The organism is Bacillus sp. LBA3-1-1.1, from assembly GCF_040676495.1.
Classification (GTDB): Bacteria; Bacillota; Bacilli; order Bacillales; family Bacillaceae_G; genus Bacillus_A; species Bacillus_A nitratireducens.
The window spans coordinates 25,016-40,743 of sequence record NZ_JBEGIB010000001.1 but is presented as its reverse complement, the minus strand read 5'-3'; the positions used below and the strand labels follow the sequence as shown (position 1 = coordinate 40,743).

At 37.4% G+C, this 15,728-nt stretch carries 15 protein-coding genes and 1 other annotated feature; of the genes, 4 read left to right on the top strand and 11 right to left on the bottom strand.

All coding sequences use genetic code 11. The annotated features are described in order from the left end of the window. Position 1: 1 nt before the first annotated feature. A complete protein-coding gene (locus MRBLBA3_RS00200) occupies positions 2-268 on the bottom strand; it encodes an IreB family regulatory phosphoprotein (protein WP_000348591.1) in 267 nt (88 codons plus the stop codon). 78 nt (positions 269-346) lie between these two features. Beyond that, complete coding sequence (gene alaS / locus MRBLBA3_RS00195) at positions 347-2,989, bottom strand: alanine--tRNA ligase (protein WP_044737705.1); 2,643 nt, start codon at positions 2,987-2,989, stop codon at positions 347-349. A gap of 40 nt (positions 2,990-3,029) precedes the next feature. Then, positions 3,030-3,248 (bottom strand) — a binding site (T-box leader). 236 nt (positions 3,249-3,484) lie between these two features. Between alaS and MRBLBA3_RS00190 the strand changes: the two genes are divergently transcribed. Continuing rightward, positions 3,485-3,829, top strand: coding sequence for a PH domain-containing protein (locus tag MRBLBA3_RS00190; protein ID WP_000209536.1), 345 nt, complete (start codon positions 3,485-3,487; stop codon positions 3,827-3,829). Positions 3,830-3,871: 42 nt separating this feature from the next. Here MRBLBA3_RS00190 and MRBLBA3_RS00185 read toward each other — a convergent pair whose 3' ends face one another. Beyond that, positions 3,872-4,939, bottom strand: a complete 1,068-nt coding sequence (locus tag MRBLBA3_RS00185; protein ID WP_000793104.1) for an AI-2E family transporter — start codon at positions 4,937-4,939, stop codon at positions 3,872-3,874. Positions 4,940-5,115: 176 nt separating this feature from the next. On the opposite strand from MRBLBA3_RS00185, the gene MRBLBA3_RS00180 reads away from it, so the two are divergent. Further along, positions 5,116-5,328, top strand: a complete 213-nt coding sequence (locus MRBLBA3_RS00180; protein WP_000242544.1) for a hypothetical protein — start codon at positions 5,116-5,118, stop codon at positions 5,326-5,328. 43 nt (positions 5,329-5,371) lie between these two features. Here MRBLBA3_RS00180 and MRBLBA3_RS00175 read toward each other — a convergent pair whose 3' ends face one another. The 7 genes from MRBLBA3_RS00175 to cymR all read right to left on the bottom strand — a co-directional run bounded on the left by MRBLBA3_RS00175 (position 5,372) and on the right by cymR (position 11,778). Then, the gene (locus tag MRBLBA3_RS00175; protein WP_001026264.1) at positions 5,372-5,500 is read right to left on the bottom strand and encodes a YrzQ family protein; all 129 of its coding nucleotides are present in this window, start codon (positions 5,498-5,500) and stop codon (positions 5,372-5,374) included. Between the two features lie 18 nt (positions 5,501-5,518). Then, the gene (locus MRBLBA3_RS00170) at positions 5,519-5,707 is read right to left on the bottom strand and encodes a hypothetical protein (protein ID WP_000469281.1); all 189 of its coding nucleotides are present in this window, start codon (positions 5,705-5,707) and stop codon (positions 5,519-5,521) included. A 127-nt stretch (positions 5,708-5,834) separates the two neighbouring features. Further along, complete coding sequence (locus MRBLBA3_RS00165; protein WP_000528053.1) at positions 5,835-8,171, bottom strand: ATP-dependent RecD-like DNA helicase; 2,337 nt, start codon at positions 8,169-8,171, stop codon at positions 5,835-5,837. 107 nt (positions 8,172-8,278) lie between these two features. Further along, on the bottom strand, positions 8,279-8,938 hold the full coding sequence (locus MRBLBA3_RS00160) for a tetratricopeptide repeat protein (RefSeq protein ID WP_044737704.1): 660 nt from the start codon (positions 8,936-8,938) through the stop codon (positions 8,279-8,281). A gap of 110 nt (positions 8,939-9,048) precedes the next feature. After that, entirely contained in the window at positions 9,049-10,164 is a 1,116-nt protein-coding gene (gene mnmA, locus MRBLBA3_RS00155; RefSeq protein ID WP_001038013.1) for a tRNA 2-thiouridine(34) synthase MnmA, read from the bottom strand. Positions 10,165-10,180: 16 nt separating this feature from the next. Then, the gene (locus MRBLBA3_RS00150) at positions 10,181-11,326 is read right to left on the bottom strand and encodes a cysteine desulfurase family protein (RefSeq protein WP_044737703.1); all 1,146 of its coding nucleotides are present in this window, start codon (positions 11,324-11,326) and stop codon (positions 10,181-10,183) included. Positions 11,327-11,361: 35 nt separating this feature from the next. Then, complete coding sequence (gene cymR, locus MRBLBA3_RS00145; protein WP_000704117.1) at positions 11,362-11,778, bottom strand: cysteine metabolism transcriptional regulator CymR; 417 nt, start codon at positions 11,776-11,778, stop codon at positions 11,362-11,364. 292 nt (positions 11,779-12,070) lie between these two features. On the opposite strand from cymR, the gene MRBLBA3_RS00140 reads away from it, so the two are divergent. Then, positions 12,071-13,357, top strand: a complete 1,287-nt coding sequence (locus MRBLBA3_RS00140; RefSeq protein WP_044737702.1) for a replication-associated recombination protein A — start codon at positions 12,071-12,073, stop codon at positions 13,355-13,357. 37 nt (positions 13,358-13,394) lie between these two features. Next, positions 13,395-14,036, top strand: coding sequence for an RsfA family transcriptional regulator (locus MRBLBA3_RS00135; protein WP_044737701.1), 642 nt, complete (start codon positions 13,395-13,397; stop codon positions 14,034-14,036). A gap of 425 nt (positions 14,037-14,461) precedes the next feature. Here MRBLBA3_RS00135 and MRBLBA3_RS00130 read toward each other — a convergent pair whose 3' ends face one another. Then, positions 14,462-15,229 carry a tRNA threonylcarbamoyladenosine dehydratase gene (locus tag MRBLBA3_RS00130; RefSeq protein WP_000903181.1) on the bottom strand — a complete coding sequence of 256 codons (768 nt, stop codon included), beginning with the start codon at positions 15,227-15,229 and terminating at the stop codon, positions 14,462-14,464. Positions 15,230-15,728: the final 499 nt, after the last annotated feature.

Genomic DNA, 15,728 nt, shown 5'->3' with positions numbered 1-15,728 from the left:
ACTACTCCTCACGATGATGTTTCAAGTAAGACTTCACAAGCTCTTCAATTATCTCATCACGTTCAAGCTTGCGAACGATGCTTCGTGCATCTTTATGGCGAGGTATGTATGCTGGATCTCCACTTAATAAATAACCGACGATTTGGTTAATCGGATTATAGCCTTTTTCTTGAAGTGCATCATACACAGTTAAAAGTACATCATTTACATGGACACTCTGTTTTTCATCTTGAATGCTAAACTTCATTGTCTTATCAAAACCGTCCATTTCAAGCACCTCACTTGTAAGTAGTAAGTATAGGGAGAAGAACTTCTCCTCTCCCTACCATTGTACACTACTATCTCTTTATTTTGAAACAGATTTAACGTACTCTTGTACAAACGCTAAAGCTTCCTCAACTTGAGCTGGGTTTTTACCGCCTGCTTGAGCCATATCAGGACGGCCACCACCACCGCCACCACAACGAGAAGCCACTTCTTTCACAAGCTTACCTGCATGGTAACCTTGGCTAATTAAATCTTTCGTTACGCCAGCTAAAATGTTTACTTTATCATCACTTACAGACGCTAATACAACAACTGCAGACTCTAATTTATTTTTCAGATCATCCATCATTGTACGTAAGTTGTTCATATCTGCAACATTTACTTTTGCCGCTAATACGTTCACGCCATCAACTGTCATTACTGAATCAGTTAAGTTTCCAGCTTCGATATTGCTTAATTTCGCAGCAAGAGATTCGTTTTCTTTTTGAAGTTGTTTTACTTCAGCAAATAAACCATCAACTCTTGTTAAAATATCTTTTGGATTTGTTTTCATTTTACCTGCTGCTTCTTTTAATAAACCTACTTGATCGTTCATTAATTCGTATGCAGACTTACCTGTTACTGCTTCAATACGACGAGTTCCTGCACCGATACCAGACTCAGCAACAATTTTGAAAATACCGATAGAAGCTGTGTTATCAACGTGACAACCACCGCAAAGCTCTAAGCTGTAATCGCCTACTTGTACAACGCGTACAACATCTCCGTATTTTTCACCGAATAATGCCATTGCACCCATTTCTTTCGCTTCTTCAATTGCTTTTTGAGAAATCTCAACATCAATACTTTCCCAAATTTTTTCGTTTACGATACGCTCAATTTTTTCTAATTCGTCAGCTTGTACTTGGCCGAAGTGAGAGAAGTCAAAGCGTAAACGTTCAGAAGTTACAAGAGAACCAGCTTGGTTAACATGCATTCCAAGTACGTCTTTTAATGCTTGGTGCAGTAAGTGAGTTGCTGTATGGTTTTTCACAACGCTACTACGGTTCTTCGTATCAATAACAGCTTTTACAGCCGCATCTTTCGTTAATGTACCCTCTTCAACAACAACTTTGTGTAAGTTTTGACCATTTGGCGCTTTTTGTACGTCTTTTACAAGAACTTTCACACCGTCAGCAAGAAGATAACCACGGTCAGCAATTTGTCCACCGCTCTCAGCGTAGAATGGCGTTACATCAAGCATTAACTGTCCGTCTTCACCAGCTTGTAAGCTATCTGTATACTCACCATTTTTCACAAGTGCAACAACGTTACTTTCTGTTGCAACTGTACCGTAACCAACAAACTCGCTCGCTACTTTAACTTCACCAAGTACACCGCCTTGAACTTGCATAGAATCAACGTCTTGACGAGCAGCACGTGCACGCTCACGTTGTTTTTCCATTTCATTTTCAAAGCCTGCTTGATCAACTGTCATACCAGCTTCTTCTGCATATTCTTCTGTTAATTCAATTGGGAAACCGTATGTGTCATATAGACGGAACGCGTCTACTCCAGAAATAACAGTTGTTTTTTCTTCTTTTGCTTTTGTGATAACTTCAGCTAAAATTGCTTCACCGTCATGAAGTGTTTCATGGAAACGCTCTTCTTCGTTTTTCACAACTTTCGCAATGAAATCTTTCTTTTCAAGTACTTCTGGATAGAAGTCTTTCATTACTTCTCCAACAACCGGTACTAATTCAAACATGAATGGACGGTTAATGTTTAATTTTTTCGAGTAACGAACAGCGCGGCGTAATAAACGACGTAATACATAACCACGGCCTTCATTAGAAGGAAGTGCTCCATCACCAACAGCGAATGTTACTGTACGGATATGGTCAGCAATTACTTTAAATGCCATATCTTTTTCTAAGTCACCATTACGATACTTCTCACCAGAAATTGATTCTGTTGCACCAATCATCGGCATGAATAGGTCTGTATCAAAGTTCGTGGGCACATCTTGAACGATAGATGTCATACGCTCTAGACCCATCCCTGTATCGATGTTCTTCTTAGGAAGCGGTGTATATGAACCGTCTGGATTATGGTTAAATTGAGAGAATACAAGGTTCCATACTTCTAAGTAACGCTCGTTTTCTCCGCCTGGATATAATTCTGGGTCACTAAAGTCATTACCGTAAGCTTCACCACGATCATAGAAAATCTCTGTATTCGGTCCACTTGGCCCTTCACCGATATCCCAGAAGTTTTCTTCTAAACGGATGATGCGCTCTTTTGGAACACCCATTTTCTCATTCCAAATTGTAAATGCTTCTTCATCTTCCGGATGGATTGTAACTGATAGTAATTCTTTATCGAATCCAATCCATTTGTCGCTCGTTAAGAATTCCCAAGCCCAAGTAATTGCTTCTTCTTTGAAGTAATCACCGATTGAGAAGTTCCCTAACATTTCAAAGAATGTATGGTGACGAGCTGTTTTCCCTACGTTTTCAATATCGTTTGTACGAATTGATTTTTGAGCATTTGTAATACGTGGATTTTGCGGGATTACGCGTCCATCAAAATATTTTTTTAATGTTGCTACACCACTGTTAATCCATAGAAGAGATGGATCTTCATGTGGAACTAGTGATGCACTAGGTTCTACTGCATGTCCTTTTTCTTGGAAAAAGTCTAAAAACATTTGACGAATTTGTGCGCCTGTTAGTTGTTTCATTGTATTTTCCTCCTTAAATATAAAAAACTCCCGCCCCTATAAAAGGGACGAGAGTTAACTCGCGATACCACCCTAATTATGAATTGATTATTATAACAATCAATTCATCACCTCATGGTGCCGTAACGTGGCAAGACGGCAGTGATTAGCTGCTCTCAGGATTAGCTTTCTGTTACCCTTCATTTAAAGCTCCTTTCAGCCAGTGGAAGCTTCTCTCTACAAATGGACTGTAACGTACTTGTTCCGTCATTGATTTAATGTATTATATGACTAAATATAATAGAATTCTCTTAAGTTTGTCAATGTAGATAATCATTTATATTATATCAATTGCTCATTATTCATAGTTATTCTACTATTCATTCTTAACAGCCTTTAAATATATTATGCATTTATTACTAAATAGGAATCTCCTCACAAAAATACTTTATACAAATTTCTAAATATTACATCATTTGTTATAATTAAATTATTAACAATAAAGGAGCGATTACAATGACAACTTTATTGAATCAAGCTAAAGAAATGTTAACAACTGATGAAAAAATCCTTTTTTATGCAGCATGTTCATTAGATATATTTATATATCGTTCCGTCGCAAGGCCAGGACTGTTAATCTTAACGAACAAAAGGCTCTTCTTTTATGGACCAGATGTAAGCAAGAACCCAATATTTGAAGAGTACTCTTTCGCAAAAATTTCTAATCTAAAAGAGCAAAAGCGGCTTTTCAGCAATCAAATTGTATTTATGTATGATACGGAATGGAAAAGAATAAAACATATTCAAACAACTGACGTGAGCTCTCTGGTTCAAAAAATACAAGATCAACTCCTTAAATAATCGTATTATTACCCCTCTATTTTTTAAATAGAGGGCTTCATTTTAAACATCTTCTCTTTTCCAAAGAGGTCTCACATGAACAATCACTGTACGAATGATTGCTAAAACAGGAACTGATATTAGCAATCCTACAATACCTGCTACTTCTCCTCCAACTAGTAATGCAAGCATAATAATAACAGGGTGCATACGAAGCGACTTACCAACGATGTAAGGAGATAAAATGTTACTTTCCAAAAATTGCAAAATGGCAATTGTAATCCCCGCCTTAATGAGTAAACTCGTTGATACCGTTGCCGCAATCATCAACGTGGGAATCGCCCCTAAAATAGGACCAAAGTACGGGATTATATCCGTTACCCCAATAATAATGCCGAGTAATAACGGATATTTCATACCGATAAACCAAAAAGAAAGAACAGATACTCCCCCTAATACTAAGCAAACAAATAACTGTCCTCGAATATAACTTCCGAGTGATTTATCAATTTCTTTCGCAAGCATTTGACCCGTACTACGCCATTTACTCGGGACTAATTTCCAAAAGATATGATAAAACTCACCGTAATCTTTTAATATGTAAAATACAATGAATGGAATTAAGAAAATAATGAGTAACGAATCCAGTACACCACGAGCTGTGCTCATGACTTTATTTAAAAGCGCTTGAATCTTCGTTTCTACACCACCAAAAATTTGTTTCACCTTTTCATGAATAAATGATGGAAAATTCGCTGTTTGTTCCGTTACCCCATCCATCCAAGAATCGTACATTTTTGTAAACTGCGGAAATTGTTCATTAATCTCTTGCAACTGCTTAATAACAATTGGCGTTCCTTTATAAATTCCATAGCCAATCCCGCCGAAGAAAAGTACGTAAATGAGCAAAATGGCAAGTGTACGAGGCATTCCTTCTTTATGGATTTTTTCAATTAAAGGATGCAATAAGTACGCAATGAAACACGCGATAAGAAACGGTGTAATTGCCACTTTAAATACAAAAATAATTGGTGCCCACAATGGCTTAATTTTTAAAAAGACAAGCAAACAAAGAAAAATGAGTAACAATAACCCTAAACGATATATCCAAATGATTTTAAGATTCTTCACACGAAAAACCTCCTCCACCTTTATTTTGAAAATAAATAGGTTAGGTTATGTGCAAAAGTTTTAAAATCTTTTTATACAGACCATACTGTTTTTTAAAGACGTATATATATTTAACATAATAAGGACAACCACCCCTGAAAATACAAAATGTCAAAATATAATCAGGAGGGCTAATTATGGTTTTATTTATGCTCATATTATCAGCACTTTTTATGATTCTTGAATGGATTTGTATTGGGTTTGGTATTTGGAAAGGTTTCTTTATTCGTTCCTCGCGAAAAGAACGGGCGAAGCAATTATGGCATTATGGAATGCTTGGCGTTGGATGTTACGGTCTATCTTATCTCTTCTCAGAAATCGGACTTTTATATTTGCATACAAGTGCATAAAAAAACTCCCTTATCCTGAAGGGAGTTTTTCACTTTACCAAAATTATAAATAAGACTTAATCATCTTACGTGCTTTTTTCATATTGCGTTTAGAAAATACATCTTGCTTACGAGCATATTGATATGCTGCAGCCCCAACACCTAATGCGATTAATGAATTGCGTATATTCAAAGTAAATCCCCCTTTTCGTTATCCGATCGTTCTTTCATTCTCATCAAATAAATCATCAAGAGAGCTTAATGAACCATCTTCCTCTACTTGATGTGTATGGATTTTCCCCTTTGAAACCGATAATTCGATATAACAATTCCAGCAATAAAATTGGTTGACACCTATTTTTCCGATGTCTTTCCCTTTGCAATTTGGACAAATAAACATATGGCTTTCATCTCCTTACAGTCTCCCAGATTCTATTCGCCATTATGTCCAAACCGCATTCATTTATACATTGCTGGAGCCTTTCAACGTTATACGTTTGAAAGTTTCACTATATAATTTCACCTCGTTACATGAAATCATACGGTGAAATGTTTTCCACGTCCATTTCCTCGCCATTAACTGTTACCATCTGTACTTCTCCTTGTGATTCTTGCAATCGACCAGCTAAAGTCGTTTGACGCATTGCGTCATCAAGGCGATTTACACCAGACTGGAAAGCTGCTTCCTCCCCGCAAATAATAAGGAATTTCTTACTCCTTGTAATGCCCGTGTAAATTAAATTACGACGTAACATACGGTAGTAGCTCTTTACAATCGGCATAATAACTATTGGGAATTCACTACCCTGTGATTTATGAATCGAGCAGCAATATGCATGGGTAATTTGGTTCAAATCAGGCTTTGTATACGTTACTTCAATCCCATCAAATGAAACGATAATCATATCTTGTTGCTCGACATTTTCTTTTGCATAAAAAATCGAAACAATTTCTCCAATATCACCATTAAATACTTGGCTTTCCGGCTGATTGACTAATTGAAGTACTTTATCACCTCTTCGATACACAACGTCACCGTAGGCAATTTCTTTACTTTTTTCTTTTTTCGGATTAAACACTTCTTGAAGAGCTTCATTTAACACATTAATACCTGCTGGTCCGCGGTACATAGGTGCCAACACTTGTACATCTCTTGCGCTAAACCCTTTCGTCTTCGCGTTTTCACATACTTTTTTTACAACTTCAACAATTTGAGCCCCTGCACAGCTGATAAATGAACGATCTTTTTTATTTTGCGCTAAATCTGGTGGAAGTGTTCCGTCTTTTATCGCATGGGCAAGCTGAATAACAGACGAACCTTCTGCCTGACGATAAATTTCTGTAAGTTTTACCGTTGGGATGGCTCCTGCATTTAATAAATCTTTTAACACTTGTCCAGGTCCTACAGATGGCAACTGATCTTCATCACCTACAACGATAACTTGAATATTTGTCGGAAGTGACTTGAATAGCTGATTTGCAAGCCAAATATCTACCATCGAAAACTCATCAATAATGAGTAACTTTCCTTGTACCGGATCGGTTTCATTGCGCTGGAAAGACCCTTCTGGCGTCCAACCAAGCAAACGATGAATCGTACAAGCTGGAAGCCCTGTCGATTCACTCATGCGCTTCGCCGCTCTTCCTGTTGGGGCCGTTAACAATATTGGAAATGGATTATCATCACTATATTCATTCGGATTTAATGATAATCCGTGAAGTGACGCATACATTTCAACAATTCCTTTAATAACTGTTGTTTTCCCCGTTCCTGGTCCACCTGTTAATAGCATCATCGGCTTATGAAGTGCAGTTTGAACTGCTTCTTGCTGAAGCGGTGCATACTGTACCTTTAGCTGTTCTTCAATTTCCCCTAATGTTTTTAACACTTCTGCTTCAGGGAATTCAGGGGTTTCTTCTTGATTCATAAGACGACGAATTGACTTTACAACGCCTTTTTCAGAGTAGAATAACGAAGCTAAATACACTCGCTCTTCTTCTATAATGACTTTCCCTTCACTTTGCATCATTTCAACGCAGCCTACAATATCTTCCTCAGTCACTCTTCCTTCTTGATTGTTTAAAAGTGACATCGTTTCTCTTACAAGTTGATCTTTCCCCATATAAACGTGACCGAGTTGCAGTGAAACATTCTCTAATGTATAAAAACAGCCCGCACGTACACGGTCGTCGTGATTACCCGATATACCTAATGCACGCCCTATATCATCCGCTCTTCCAAAGCCAATCCCATCCACTTCTTCAATAAGCTTATATGGATTATTACGAATCACTTCTAATGTCATTTCTTTATATTGCTGATAGATTTTAATAGAAAGCTTCGTTCCAAAACCGTAACCATTTAAAAAGCTCATTACTTTCTCTAACCCTTGATGTTCAACAATTGTCTCATATATTTCCTGCGCTTTTTGTTTGTTAACAACACCATTTAACGCATCAGGATCATCCATAATTTTAGAAATAGCATGCTCACCAAGGTGATCTACGATTTTTTCGGCCGTACGCTTTCCAATCCCTTTAAATAAATCGCTCGCTAAATATTGCACCATACCTGCTTTTGTTTGCGGCAATTCTTTCTTAAACGTTTCAACTAAATATTGTTTCCCATACTTCGGGTGGTCTTTAAAGTGACCTGTTAATGTAAACACTTCATCTTCATGCATACGGGGAAAATGACCGTTTATCATTACTTTCTTTTCGTCGTATGTTTCATTCGTTTCAATGATTTTCATACTGACAACGGAATAGAGGTTTTCTTCGTTGTGGAAAATGGTATGAAGAACTTGCGCTTTTATAAATTTTTTCTCTTCCTCAAACAAATCCATTGCATGTTGATTTCCCATCTTTCCTCTCCTTCCCGAGTTCTTTTCACTTTAATGAGCAGTACATCCCCCACCTCTTTCACATTCTTTAGATGAGGGGTAACTGCACATTAAACTATAATTTCACTTTATTCAGCTTCTTGCTCTAATAAACGAACACCATTACCAGCTAAAAAGTGATCTGGCTGAATTTCAGTTGCTTTCTTAAATAAAGTAAGAGCCTTCTCGTTATTTTCTTCAAATACGTACGCAACACCTAAATTATAATACGCATCTGCATGCTCTTCATCCATTTCTAATACCTTTTCAAAATAAGGTTTTGCCTCTTGAATATGTTCTAGTCGTGCGAAGCAAAGTCCACATTGGAAAACAGCTTCTACATCACTTTCATCTAATTCAGTTGCTCTTTGTAAAAATGGCAGTGCAAGACGATCATTTCCAAGCTGCACATGTGTAATACCTAACATAAACGTTACATCAGCTGATTGTAATCCAGCTTGCATCGCTTGTTCAAATACAGCCTTTGCCTCTGCAAATTGCTCTTGACCGTAATATACATTTCCTAAGCCATAATAAGCAGCCGCAGATTTATCATCTAATTCTAATGCACGTTTATAAAATAAAATTGCTCGCTCACTATCACCTAATACATCTAATAAATTCGCAAAGTTAATGTATCCAAGCGCATCTTTCGGATTTTCTTCGATTGCTTCTGTGAAATTTTTAGCTGCTTCTTCCCAGTTTCCTTCTTGCATATATTGAATACCTGTTTCAAGTTTGTTTGACATGTCCTTCACCTCTACAACAAATTATAACAAAGAATGTATTTTTCAAGCGAACGAAAATTCGCTTTATGTAAAAGAAACCTCTAACCGCTAATCGGCAGAGGCTTCTCGTTTTATCCTAAATAATCTAATTTCTTACCACTATGATATACTTCATCAATTGTAGCGCCGCCTAAGCACTCATCTCCATCATAGAAAACAACTGCTTGGCCTGGCGTAATCGCACGAATTGGCTCGTCACAAAGAATACGAACTGTATTTTCATCAACAATTTGAACCGTTACTTTATTGTCTGCTTGACGATAACGGAATTTCGCTGTGCATTTAAATTCTGTTTCTTTTGCTTTGTTACTTACCCATCCTACATTCGTAGCGATAACTTCATCACCATATAGAAGTTCATTATGGAATCCTTGATCAACATATAAAATGTTTTCTTTTAAGTTTTTCCCAACAGCGAACCATGGATCACCGTTACCACCAATACCAAGGCCATGACGTTGTCCAATTGTATAGTACATTAAACCGTCATGTTTTCCTTTCACTTCACCAGATAATGTTTGCATCACACCTGGTTGCGCTGGTAAATAGTTACTTAAGAAATCTTTAAAGTTACGCTCGCCGATGAAGCAAATACCAGTACTATCTTTCTTCGCCGCTGTCGCTAAACCAGCTGCTGTCGCCATTTCGCGAATTTGTGGTTTCTTTAATTCACCTAATGGGAACATTGTTTTTGATAATTGCTCTTGGCTTAATTGATTTAAGAAATACGTTTGGTCTTTATTGTCATCAACGCCGCGAAGCATTTTATATTCGCCGTCCATATAAGCAACGCGTGCATAATGGCCTGTCGCTACATAATCAGCACCAAGCGCAATTGCATGCTCTAAAAATGCTTTAAATTTAATTTCTTTGTTACACATTACATCTGGGTTTGGTGTACGACCAGCTCGGTACTCATCTAAGAAGTACGTAAATACTTTGTCCCAGTATTGTTTTTCAAAGTTTACTGCATAATACGGAATACCGATTTGGTTACACACTTCAATTACATCATTGTAATCTTCTGTTGCTGTGCAGACACCATTCTCATCTGTATCATCCCAGTTTTTCATAAAAATTCCGATCACATCATAACCTTGCTCTTTTAATAAAAGAGCTGCTACAGATGAATCGACGCCACCGGACATCCCGATGACAACGCGTGTTTCGTGAGGTAGTTTGTTCATCATGTCACCTCCCATGCTAATTTTGTGTTAATCGCTTCACGATTTTCACTGTTTCGTACGCCGCTTTTTCAATTTGCTCTTTCGTATTTCCAAGTCCGAAACTAAAGCGTACGGATGAACGTATTTGATCGGAGTCTTTTCCGAACATCGCTACTAATACATGTGATGGATCAATCGAACCAGCTGTACAAGCAGAACCACTTGATACTGCAATGCCAGCTAAGTCTAAGTTCACAAGAAACGGTTCAATATTCATTCCTGTAAAACTTATATTCAACACATGTGGTAAGCGATATTCCAAGTTTCCGTTTACCTCGAAAGTAATGCCTTCATTTTTGAAGACAGATACCATTATATCTTTAAACTCTTCATATTGGGCATTTTTTTGCTCACGATTTTTTGCAGCTAGCAAAATTGCTTGCTGCAGTCCAACGATACTAGGTACATTTTCAGTACCAGCACGGCGTTTTCTTTCTTGCTCTCCGCCTATTAATAACGGTTCAAATTTCACATTTGCACCAGCATATAGGAACCCGACACCTTTTGGTCCGTTAATTTTATGAGCTGAAATTGATAGTAAATCAATGCCAAACTCTTTCACATCAATTTCTACTAAACCGTAAGCTTGTACTGCATCTGTATGAAAATAAGCTTGATGTTCTTTTAACAGCTTACCTATTTCCGCAATTGGTTGCATTGTCCCTACTTCATTATTCCCAAACATAACAGATACGAGAATTGTCTCATCTGTTAATGCCTTTTGTATGTCAGAAACGTGAACACGTCCTGTTTCATCTACAGGTAAATATGTCACTTCAAACCCTTCACGCTCTAACAATTCACACGTATGCAAAATCGCATGGTGTTCAATTTTCGTCGTTATAATGTGGTTACCTTTATGACGGTTTGCACGTGCTACACCTATAAGCGCTAAATTATCAGCTTCTGTACCACCGCTCGTAAATATAATTTCATTCGGATTCGCATGAATGCTACGTGCACACACACGTCTCGCCTCATCTACTGCATGGCGCGTTTGACGCCCATAAAAGTGAATACTAGACGGGTTTCCGAATGTTTCTGTCATATATGGAATCATCTTTTCGACCACTTCTGGGTGAGTCGGAGATGTCGCAGCATGATCTAAGTAAATGCGTTCCATTAAATCTCCTTCTTTCCAAATCGTTTCACAAGGAATTAAATGTAAAACATATAGCCCCCGTGATTTTCTTCCTCATAACGTACTAAATCTTCTAAAGTTGTACTATCTAATACTTCTTGCACCGCATCACGAACACGCATCCATAATTGGCGTTGTGCTGGTTCTTCTTCTTCTATCATTTCTACAACACTAATTGGACCCTCTAGTACACGGATTACATCTCCAGCTGTAATGTTGACTGGCTGATCAGATAATACATATCCGCCATATGCCCCGCGCGTACTCTTTACAAGACGAGCGTTACGAAGTGGTGAAATTAATTGCTCTAAGTAATGTTCAGATAAGTCATGTGCCTGCGCGATTGACTTTAATGAAATTGGGCCTTCACCAAACTTTTTTGCAAGGTCGATCATAATTGTTAAGCCGTAGCGGCCTTTCGTTGAAATCTTCATCTATTTGCACCTCATTTCAAATTTTCACTTCTATTGGTTATATCTTTATTCATAAAAGAACACAATTTAAAATCCTATGAAATTATAGCATAATATAGTATTATAAGAAATTTCAACTTGTGTATCAAAATGATAACATAAAATCACATTGAAAAACTCGGAAATTATTACAATTGAAAGAAAAATGAAAATATTCATATTCATTTTTCCCACAAAACAGCATCCTATTTCAAATTCCATTAAAAAAAATGATACGATAGAATGAGATTATATATTAAGGGAGACGGTCTAAATGAAACAACCACTCGCACATCGAATGCGCCCTACAAATATTCAAGAAATTATCGGACAACAACATTTAGTTGGTGAAGGGAAAATTTTATGGCGAATGGTCCAAGCAAATCATTTTCAATCTATGATTTTATACGGTCCTCCAGGCACAGGTAAAACATCAATCGCTAGCGCAATTGCAGGAAGTACTGGAACCCCGTTTCGCCTCTTAAACGCTGTTACGCATAATAAAAAAGATATGGAAGTTGTCGTACAAGAAGCGAAGATGCATCGACACCTCGTTTTAATTTTAGATGAAGTCCATAGACTAGATAAAGCGAAGCAAGACTTTCTATTACCCCATTTAGAAAGCGGTCTTCTTACTTTAATTGGTGCAACGACAAGCAATCCGTTCCATGCTATTAATTCTGCTATCCGAAGCAGATGTCAAATCTTCGAGTTACACGCACTAACAGAAGATGATATTTTAATTGGTTTAAAACGAGCTCTTGAAGATAAAGAAAAAGGGCTTGGGGAATATGATGTAACTGTTACGGATGAAGCATTACATCACTTCGCAAATGCATCAGGCGGAGATATGCGTTCAGCTTATAATGCACTTGAATTAGCTGTTTTATCTAGCTTTACAACTGACGACAAAGCTGCGGAAATCACGCTAGAAGTCGCAGAAGAATGCTTACAAAAAAAGAGTTTCGTTCATGACAAAGATGGAGATGCTCATTATGACGTATTATCAGCATTTCAAAAATCAGTGCGCGGAAGTGATGTAAACGCAGCACTTCATTATTTAGCCCGCCTTATTGAAGCAGGTGATTTACAAAGTATTGGTAGACGCCTTCTTATTATGGCATATGAAGATATCGGACTTGCTAGCCCGCAAGCTGGACCACGTACACTAGCAGCCATTGAATCAGCTGAACGAGTTGGATTCCCAGAAGCACGCATCCCACTTGCAAATGCTGTTATTGAACTTTGCCTATCACCGAAATCAAATTCAGCTTATAAAGCACTTGATGCCGCATTACACGATTTACGTAACGGACAAACAGGCGATATTCCAAGTCATTTAAAAGATAGTCATTACAAAGGCGCAGAATCACTTGGAAGAGGCATTGGATACTTATATCCACATGACCATCCAAATGGCTGGGTACAACAACAATACTTACCTGATAAAATAAAAAACAAGCAATATTATAAACCGAAAACGACAGGGAAATTTGAGCAAGCACTTTCTACTGTGTATGAAAGATTACAAAGTTCGAATAAAACGAAAAATAAAGGGTAACATAAACGAAAATGTCACCATTATGGAGGCTTCGCTTATGAAAACACGTCAAGATGCATGGACAAAAGAAGACGATCTCCTTTTAGCAGAAACTGTTTTACGACATATTCGCGGCGGAAGTACACAAATAAAAGCGTTCGATGAAGTTGGCGATACATTAAACCGTACTTCCGCAGCTTGTGGATTTAGATGGAACGCTGAAGTAAGGCCAAATTACGAAGATGCGGTGCAACTTGCGAAAAAACAACGTAAAGAATTAAAACGTTCTGAAGCTAAAATAGAAAAAGATCATTTCACGAAAACGAAACAACTCGTAATCGATGCCGAGTTTTCAGAAGATATTACGCCAAGTAAACAAGGTCTTACAGTACAAAAAATCATCTCATTTTTGCAAAACTTAGAGCACAATAATCCTTCACTCGCAAAGTTACAAACCGAAAATGACGTATTACAAGCTCAGCTCACTTCCCTGCAAAAAACAAACGATGAACTTGAAACAAAATTAGCTGTACTCACAAAAAAGCAACAAGCAATCGAAGAAGATTACGCAATGCTTGTTAGAATTATGGATCGCGCTCGAAAACTCGTTTCAGTTGAAGAGCAGGAGGAGCAAATTGCTCCGATTTTCAAAACCGATCAAAATGGAAATTTAGATATTATATATTCTGCAGAGAATTAAAAAAACAGGGGTATCACTTTTTTTGACTAAGTGACATCCCTGTTTTTTTCGAATATATCTATCATAAATTACAATATATCAACGATTCGAGAAGGAATATCAATTTAACGACAAAGATTGACAACGCTAAAGTTACTGGAAAAAATTTGATATTTTTCACTTAAATGTTACTATAATATATACGCTTGAAGGGAGATGGTTGCTATTTCATTAATAGTATTCAAAATAACACTCGGTGTTCTCGTCCTAACGTTAGGGATTTTTACATTTCACAGTTTAAAAAAGACTTCCGCCTATAAGTCGGACAAATACGATTATTCTTTATTAGGATTACTTACATTTGAATTATTAGTATTGCAAATAGCAGCAATCCTTTAAAATAAAATAGAAAAAGCATATACCCAAGACAGATATATGCTTTCTTTTTATTCTTGCCCTACACGCTTCACTTCTACGTTTTTAATGCGTTCACGTACAACGTGACTTGCCATAATTAGGCCTGCCACAGATGGTACGAATGCATTTGATGAAGGTGGTAATTTCGCTTTACGAATTTTTGCATTTTCGTCTGGTACGATTTCTTTACGTACTTCTTCACGAATTACGATTGGGTTTTCGTCAGAGAAGACAACTTTTACACCTTTTTTAATACCATCTTTACGAAGCTTCGTACGAATTACTTTCGCAATTGGATCTGTATGTGTTTTAGAGATGTCCGCAATACGGAAACGAGTTGGGTCCATTTTATTTGCTGCACCCATACATGAGATAATTTTAATTTTGCGACGTAAACATTGTTTAATTAAATGAATTTTGAACGTAATCGTATCAGATGCATCTACTACGAAATCCAATCCATGTTTGAAAAACTCTTCATATGTTTCATCAGTATAAAACATTTCTAGTCCAATTACTTCACACTCTGGATTAATGTCTGCAATACGCTCTTTCATTAATTCTACTTTTGAACGTCCTACAGTAGATACTAACGCGTGAATTTGACGGTTTACGTTTGTAATATCTACAACATCTTTGTCAACTAATACAAGACGTCCTACGCCAGAACGTGCTAACGCTTCTGCCGAAAATGATCCTACGCCGCCAATTCCTAAAATACCGACTGTACTATTTTTTAATATTTCAAGGCCTTCTTTTCCAAAGGCTAATTCATTACGTGAAAATTGATGTAACATTCAGCTCTACACTCCTATTACAAAAATGGTCTACCATGTATTCTAGCGTTTTTCCGACTATTTGTATAGAAAAAGTTATAGAATTCCTAAAAATACATATTCAAAGAGAAAAAATAAAACATAAGACCACTAGCTGAACCCGACTTTTTTCTTACATATTTGTTTAAAAAGGAGGATTCAGAGGGCCGAGCAGATCGAGGCGCTGAAGCCAAGAGGAGCACAGTGTAGAGTTACTACTCGAGCACCGGACTGGCGAAGCAACGACGAGATGCGACTGCCATCTGAACCGGACTTTTTAAACTTCCCTTCAATACACGTTTAAAAAGGGGGATTCAGAGAACCGAGCAGATCGAGGCACGTATGCTAGGAGGAGCGCAGTGTAGGAGTACTACTCGAGCACTGGACTAGCGTACGTAACGATGAGATGCGACAGTTATCTGAACCGGACTTTTTAAACTTCCCCTCAAAAAAAAGCCTAGACGGCTATAGTATAACCATC

Excerpts from the sequence above, each read along its gene's own strand:
- MRBLBA3_RS00130 (WP_000903181.1), bottom strand. The coding sequence starts at position 15,229 with ATGTTACATCAATTTTCACGTAATGAATTAGCCTTTGGAAAAGAAGGC.
- MRBLBA3_RS00165 (WP_000528053.1), bottom strand. The coding sequence starts at position 8,171 with ATGGGAAATCAACATGCAATGGATTTGTTTGAGGAAGAGAAAAAATTT.
- MRBLBA3_RS00180 (WP_000242544.1), top strand. The coding sequence starts at position 5,116 with ATGGTTTTATTTATGCTCATATTATCAGCACTTTTTATGATTCTTGAA.
- MRBLBA3_RS00200 (WP_000348591.1), bottom strand. The coding sequence starts at position 268 with ATGGACGGTTTTGATAAGACAATGAAGTTTAGCATTCAAGATGAAAAA.
- MRBLBA3_RS00135 (WP_044737701.1), top strand. The coding sequence starts at position 13,395 with ATGAAAACACGTCAAGATGCATGGACAAAAGAAGACGATCTCCTTTTA.
- alaS (WP_044737705.1), bottom strand. The coding sequence starts at position 2,989 with ATGAAACAACTAACAGGCGCACAAATTCGTCAAATGTTTTTAGACTTT.
- MRBLBA3_RS00170 (WP_000469281.1), bottom strand. The coding sequence starts at position 5,707 with ATGTTTATTTGTCCAAATTGCAAAGGGAAAGACATCGGAAAAATAGGT.
- mnmA (WP_001038013.1), bottom strand. The coding sequence starts at position 10,164 with ATGAACAAACTACCTCACGAAACACGCGTTGTCATCGGGATGTCCGGT.
- MRBLBA3_RS00160 (WP_044737704.1), bottom strand. The coding sequence starts at position 8,938 with ATGTCAAACAAACTTGAAACAGGTATTCAATATATGCAAGAAGGAAAC.
- cymR (WP_000704117.1), bottom strand. The coding sequence starts at position 11,778 with ATGAAGATTTCAACGAAAGGCCGCTACGGCTTAACAATTATGATCGAC.
- MRBLBA3_RS00150 (WP_044737703.1), bottom strand. The coding sequence starts at position 11,326 with ATGGAACGCATTTACTTAGATCATGCTGCGACATCTCCGACTCACCCA.
- MRBLBA3_RS00190 (WP_000209536.1), top strand. The coding sequence starts at position 3,485 with ATGACAACTTTATTGAATCAAGCTAAAGAAATGTTAACAACTGATGAA.
- MRBLBA3_RS00140 (WP_044737702.1), top strand. The coding sequence starts at position 12,071 with ATGAAACAACCACTCGCACATCGAATGCGCCCTACAAATATTCAAGAA.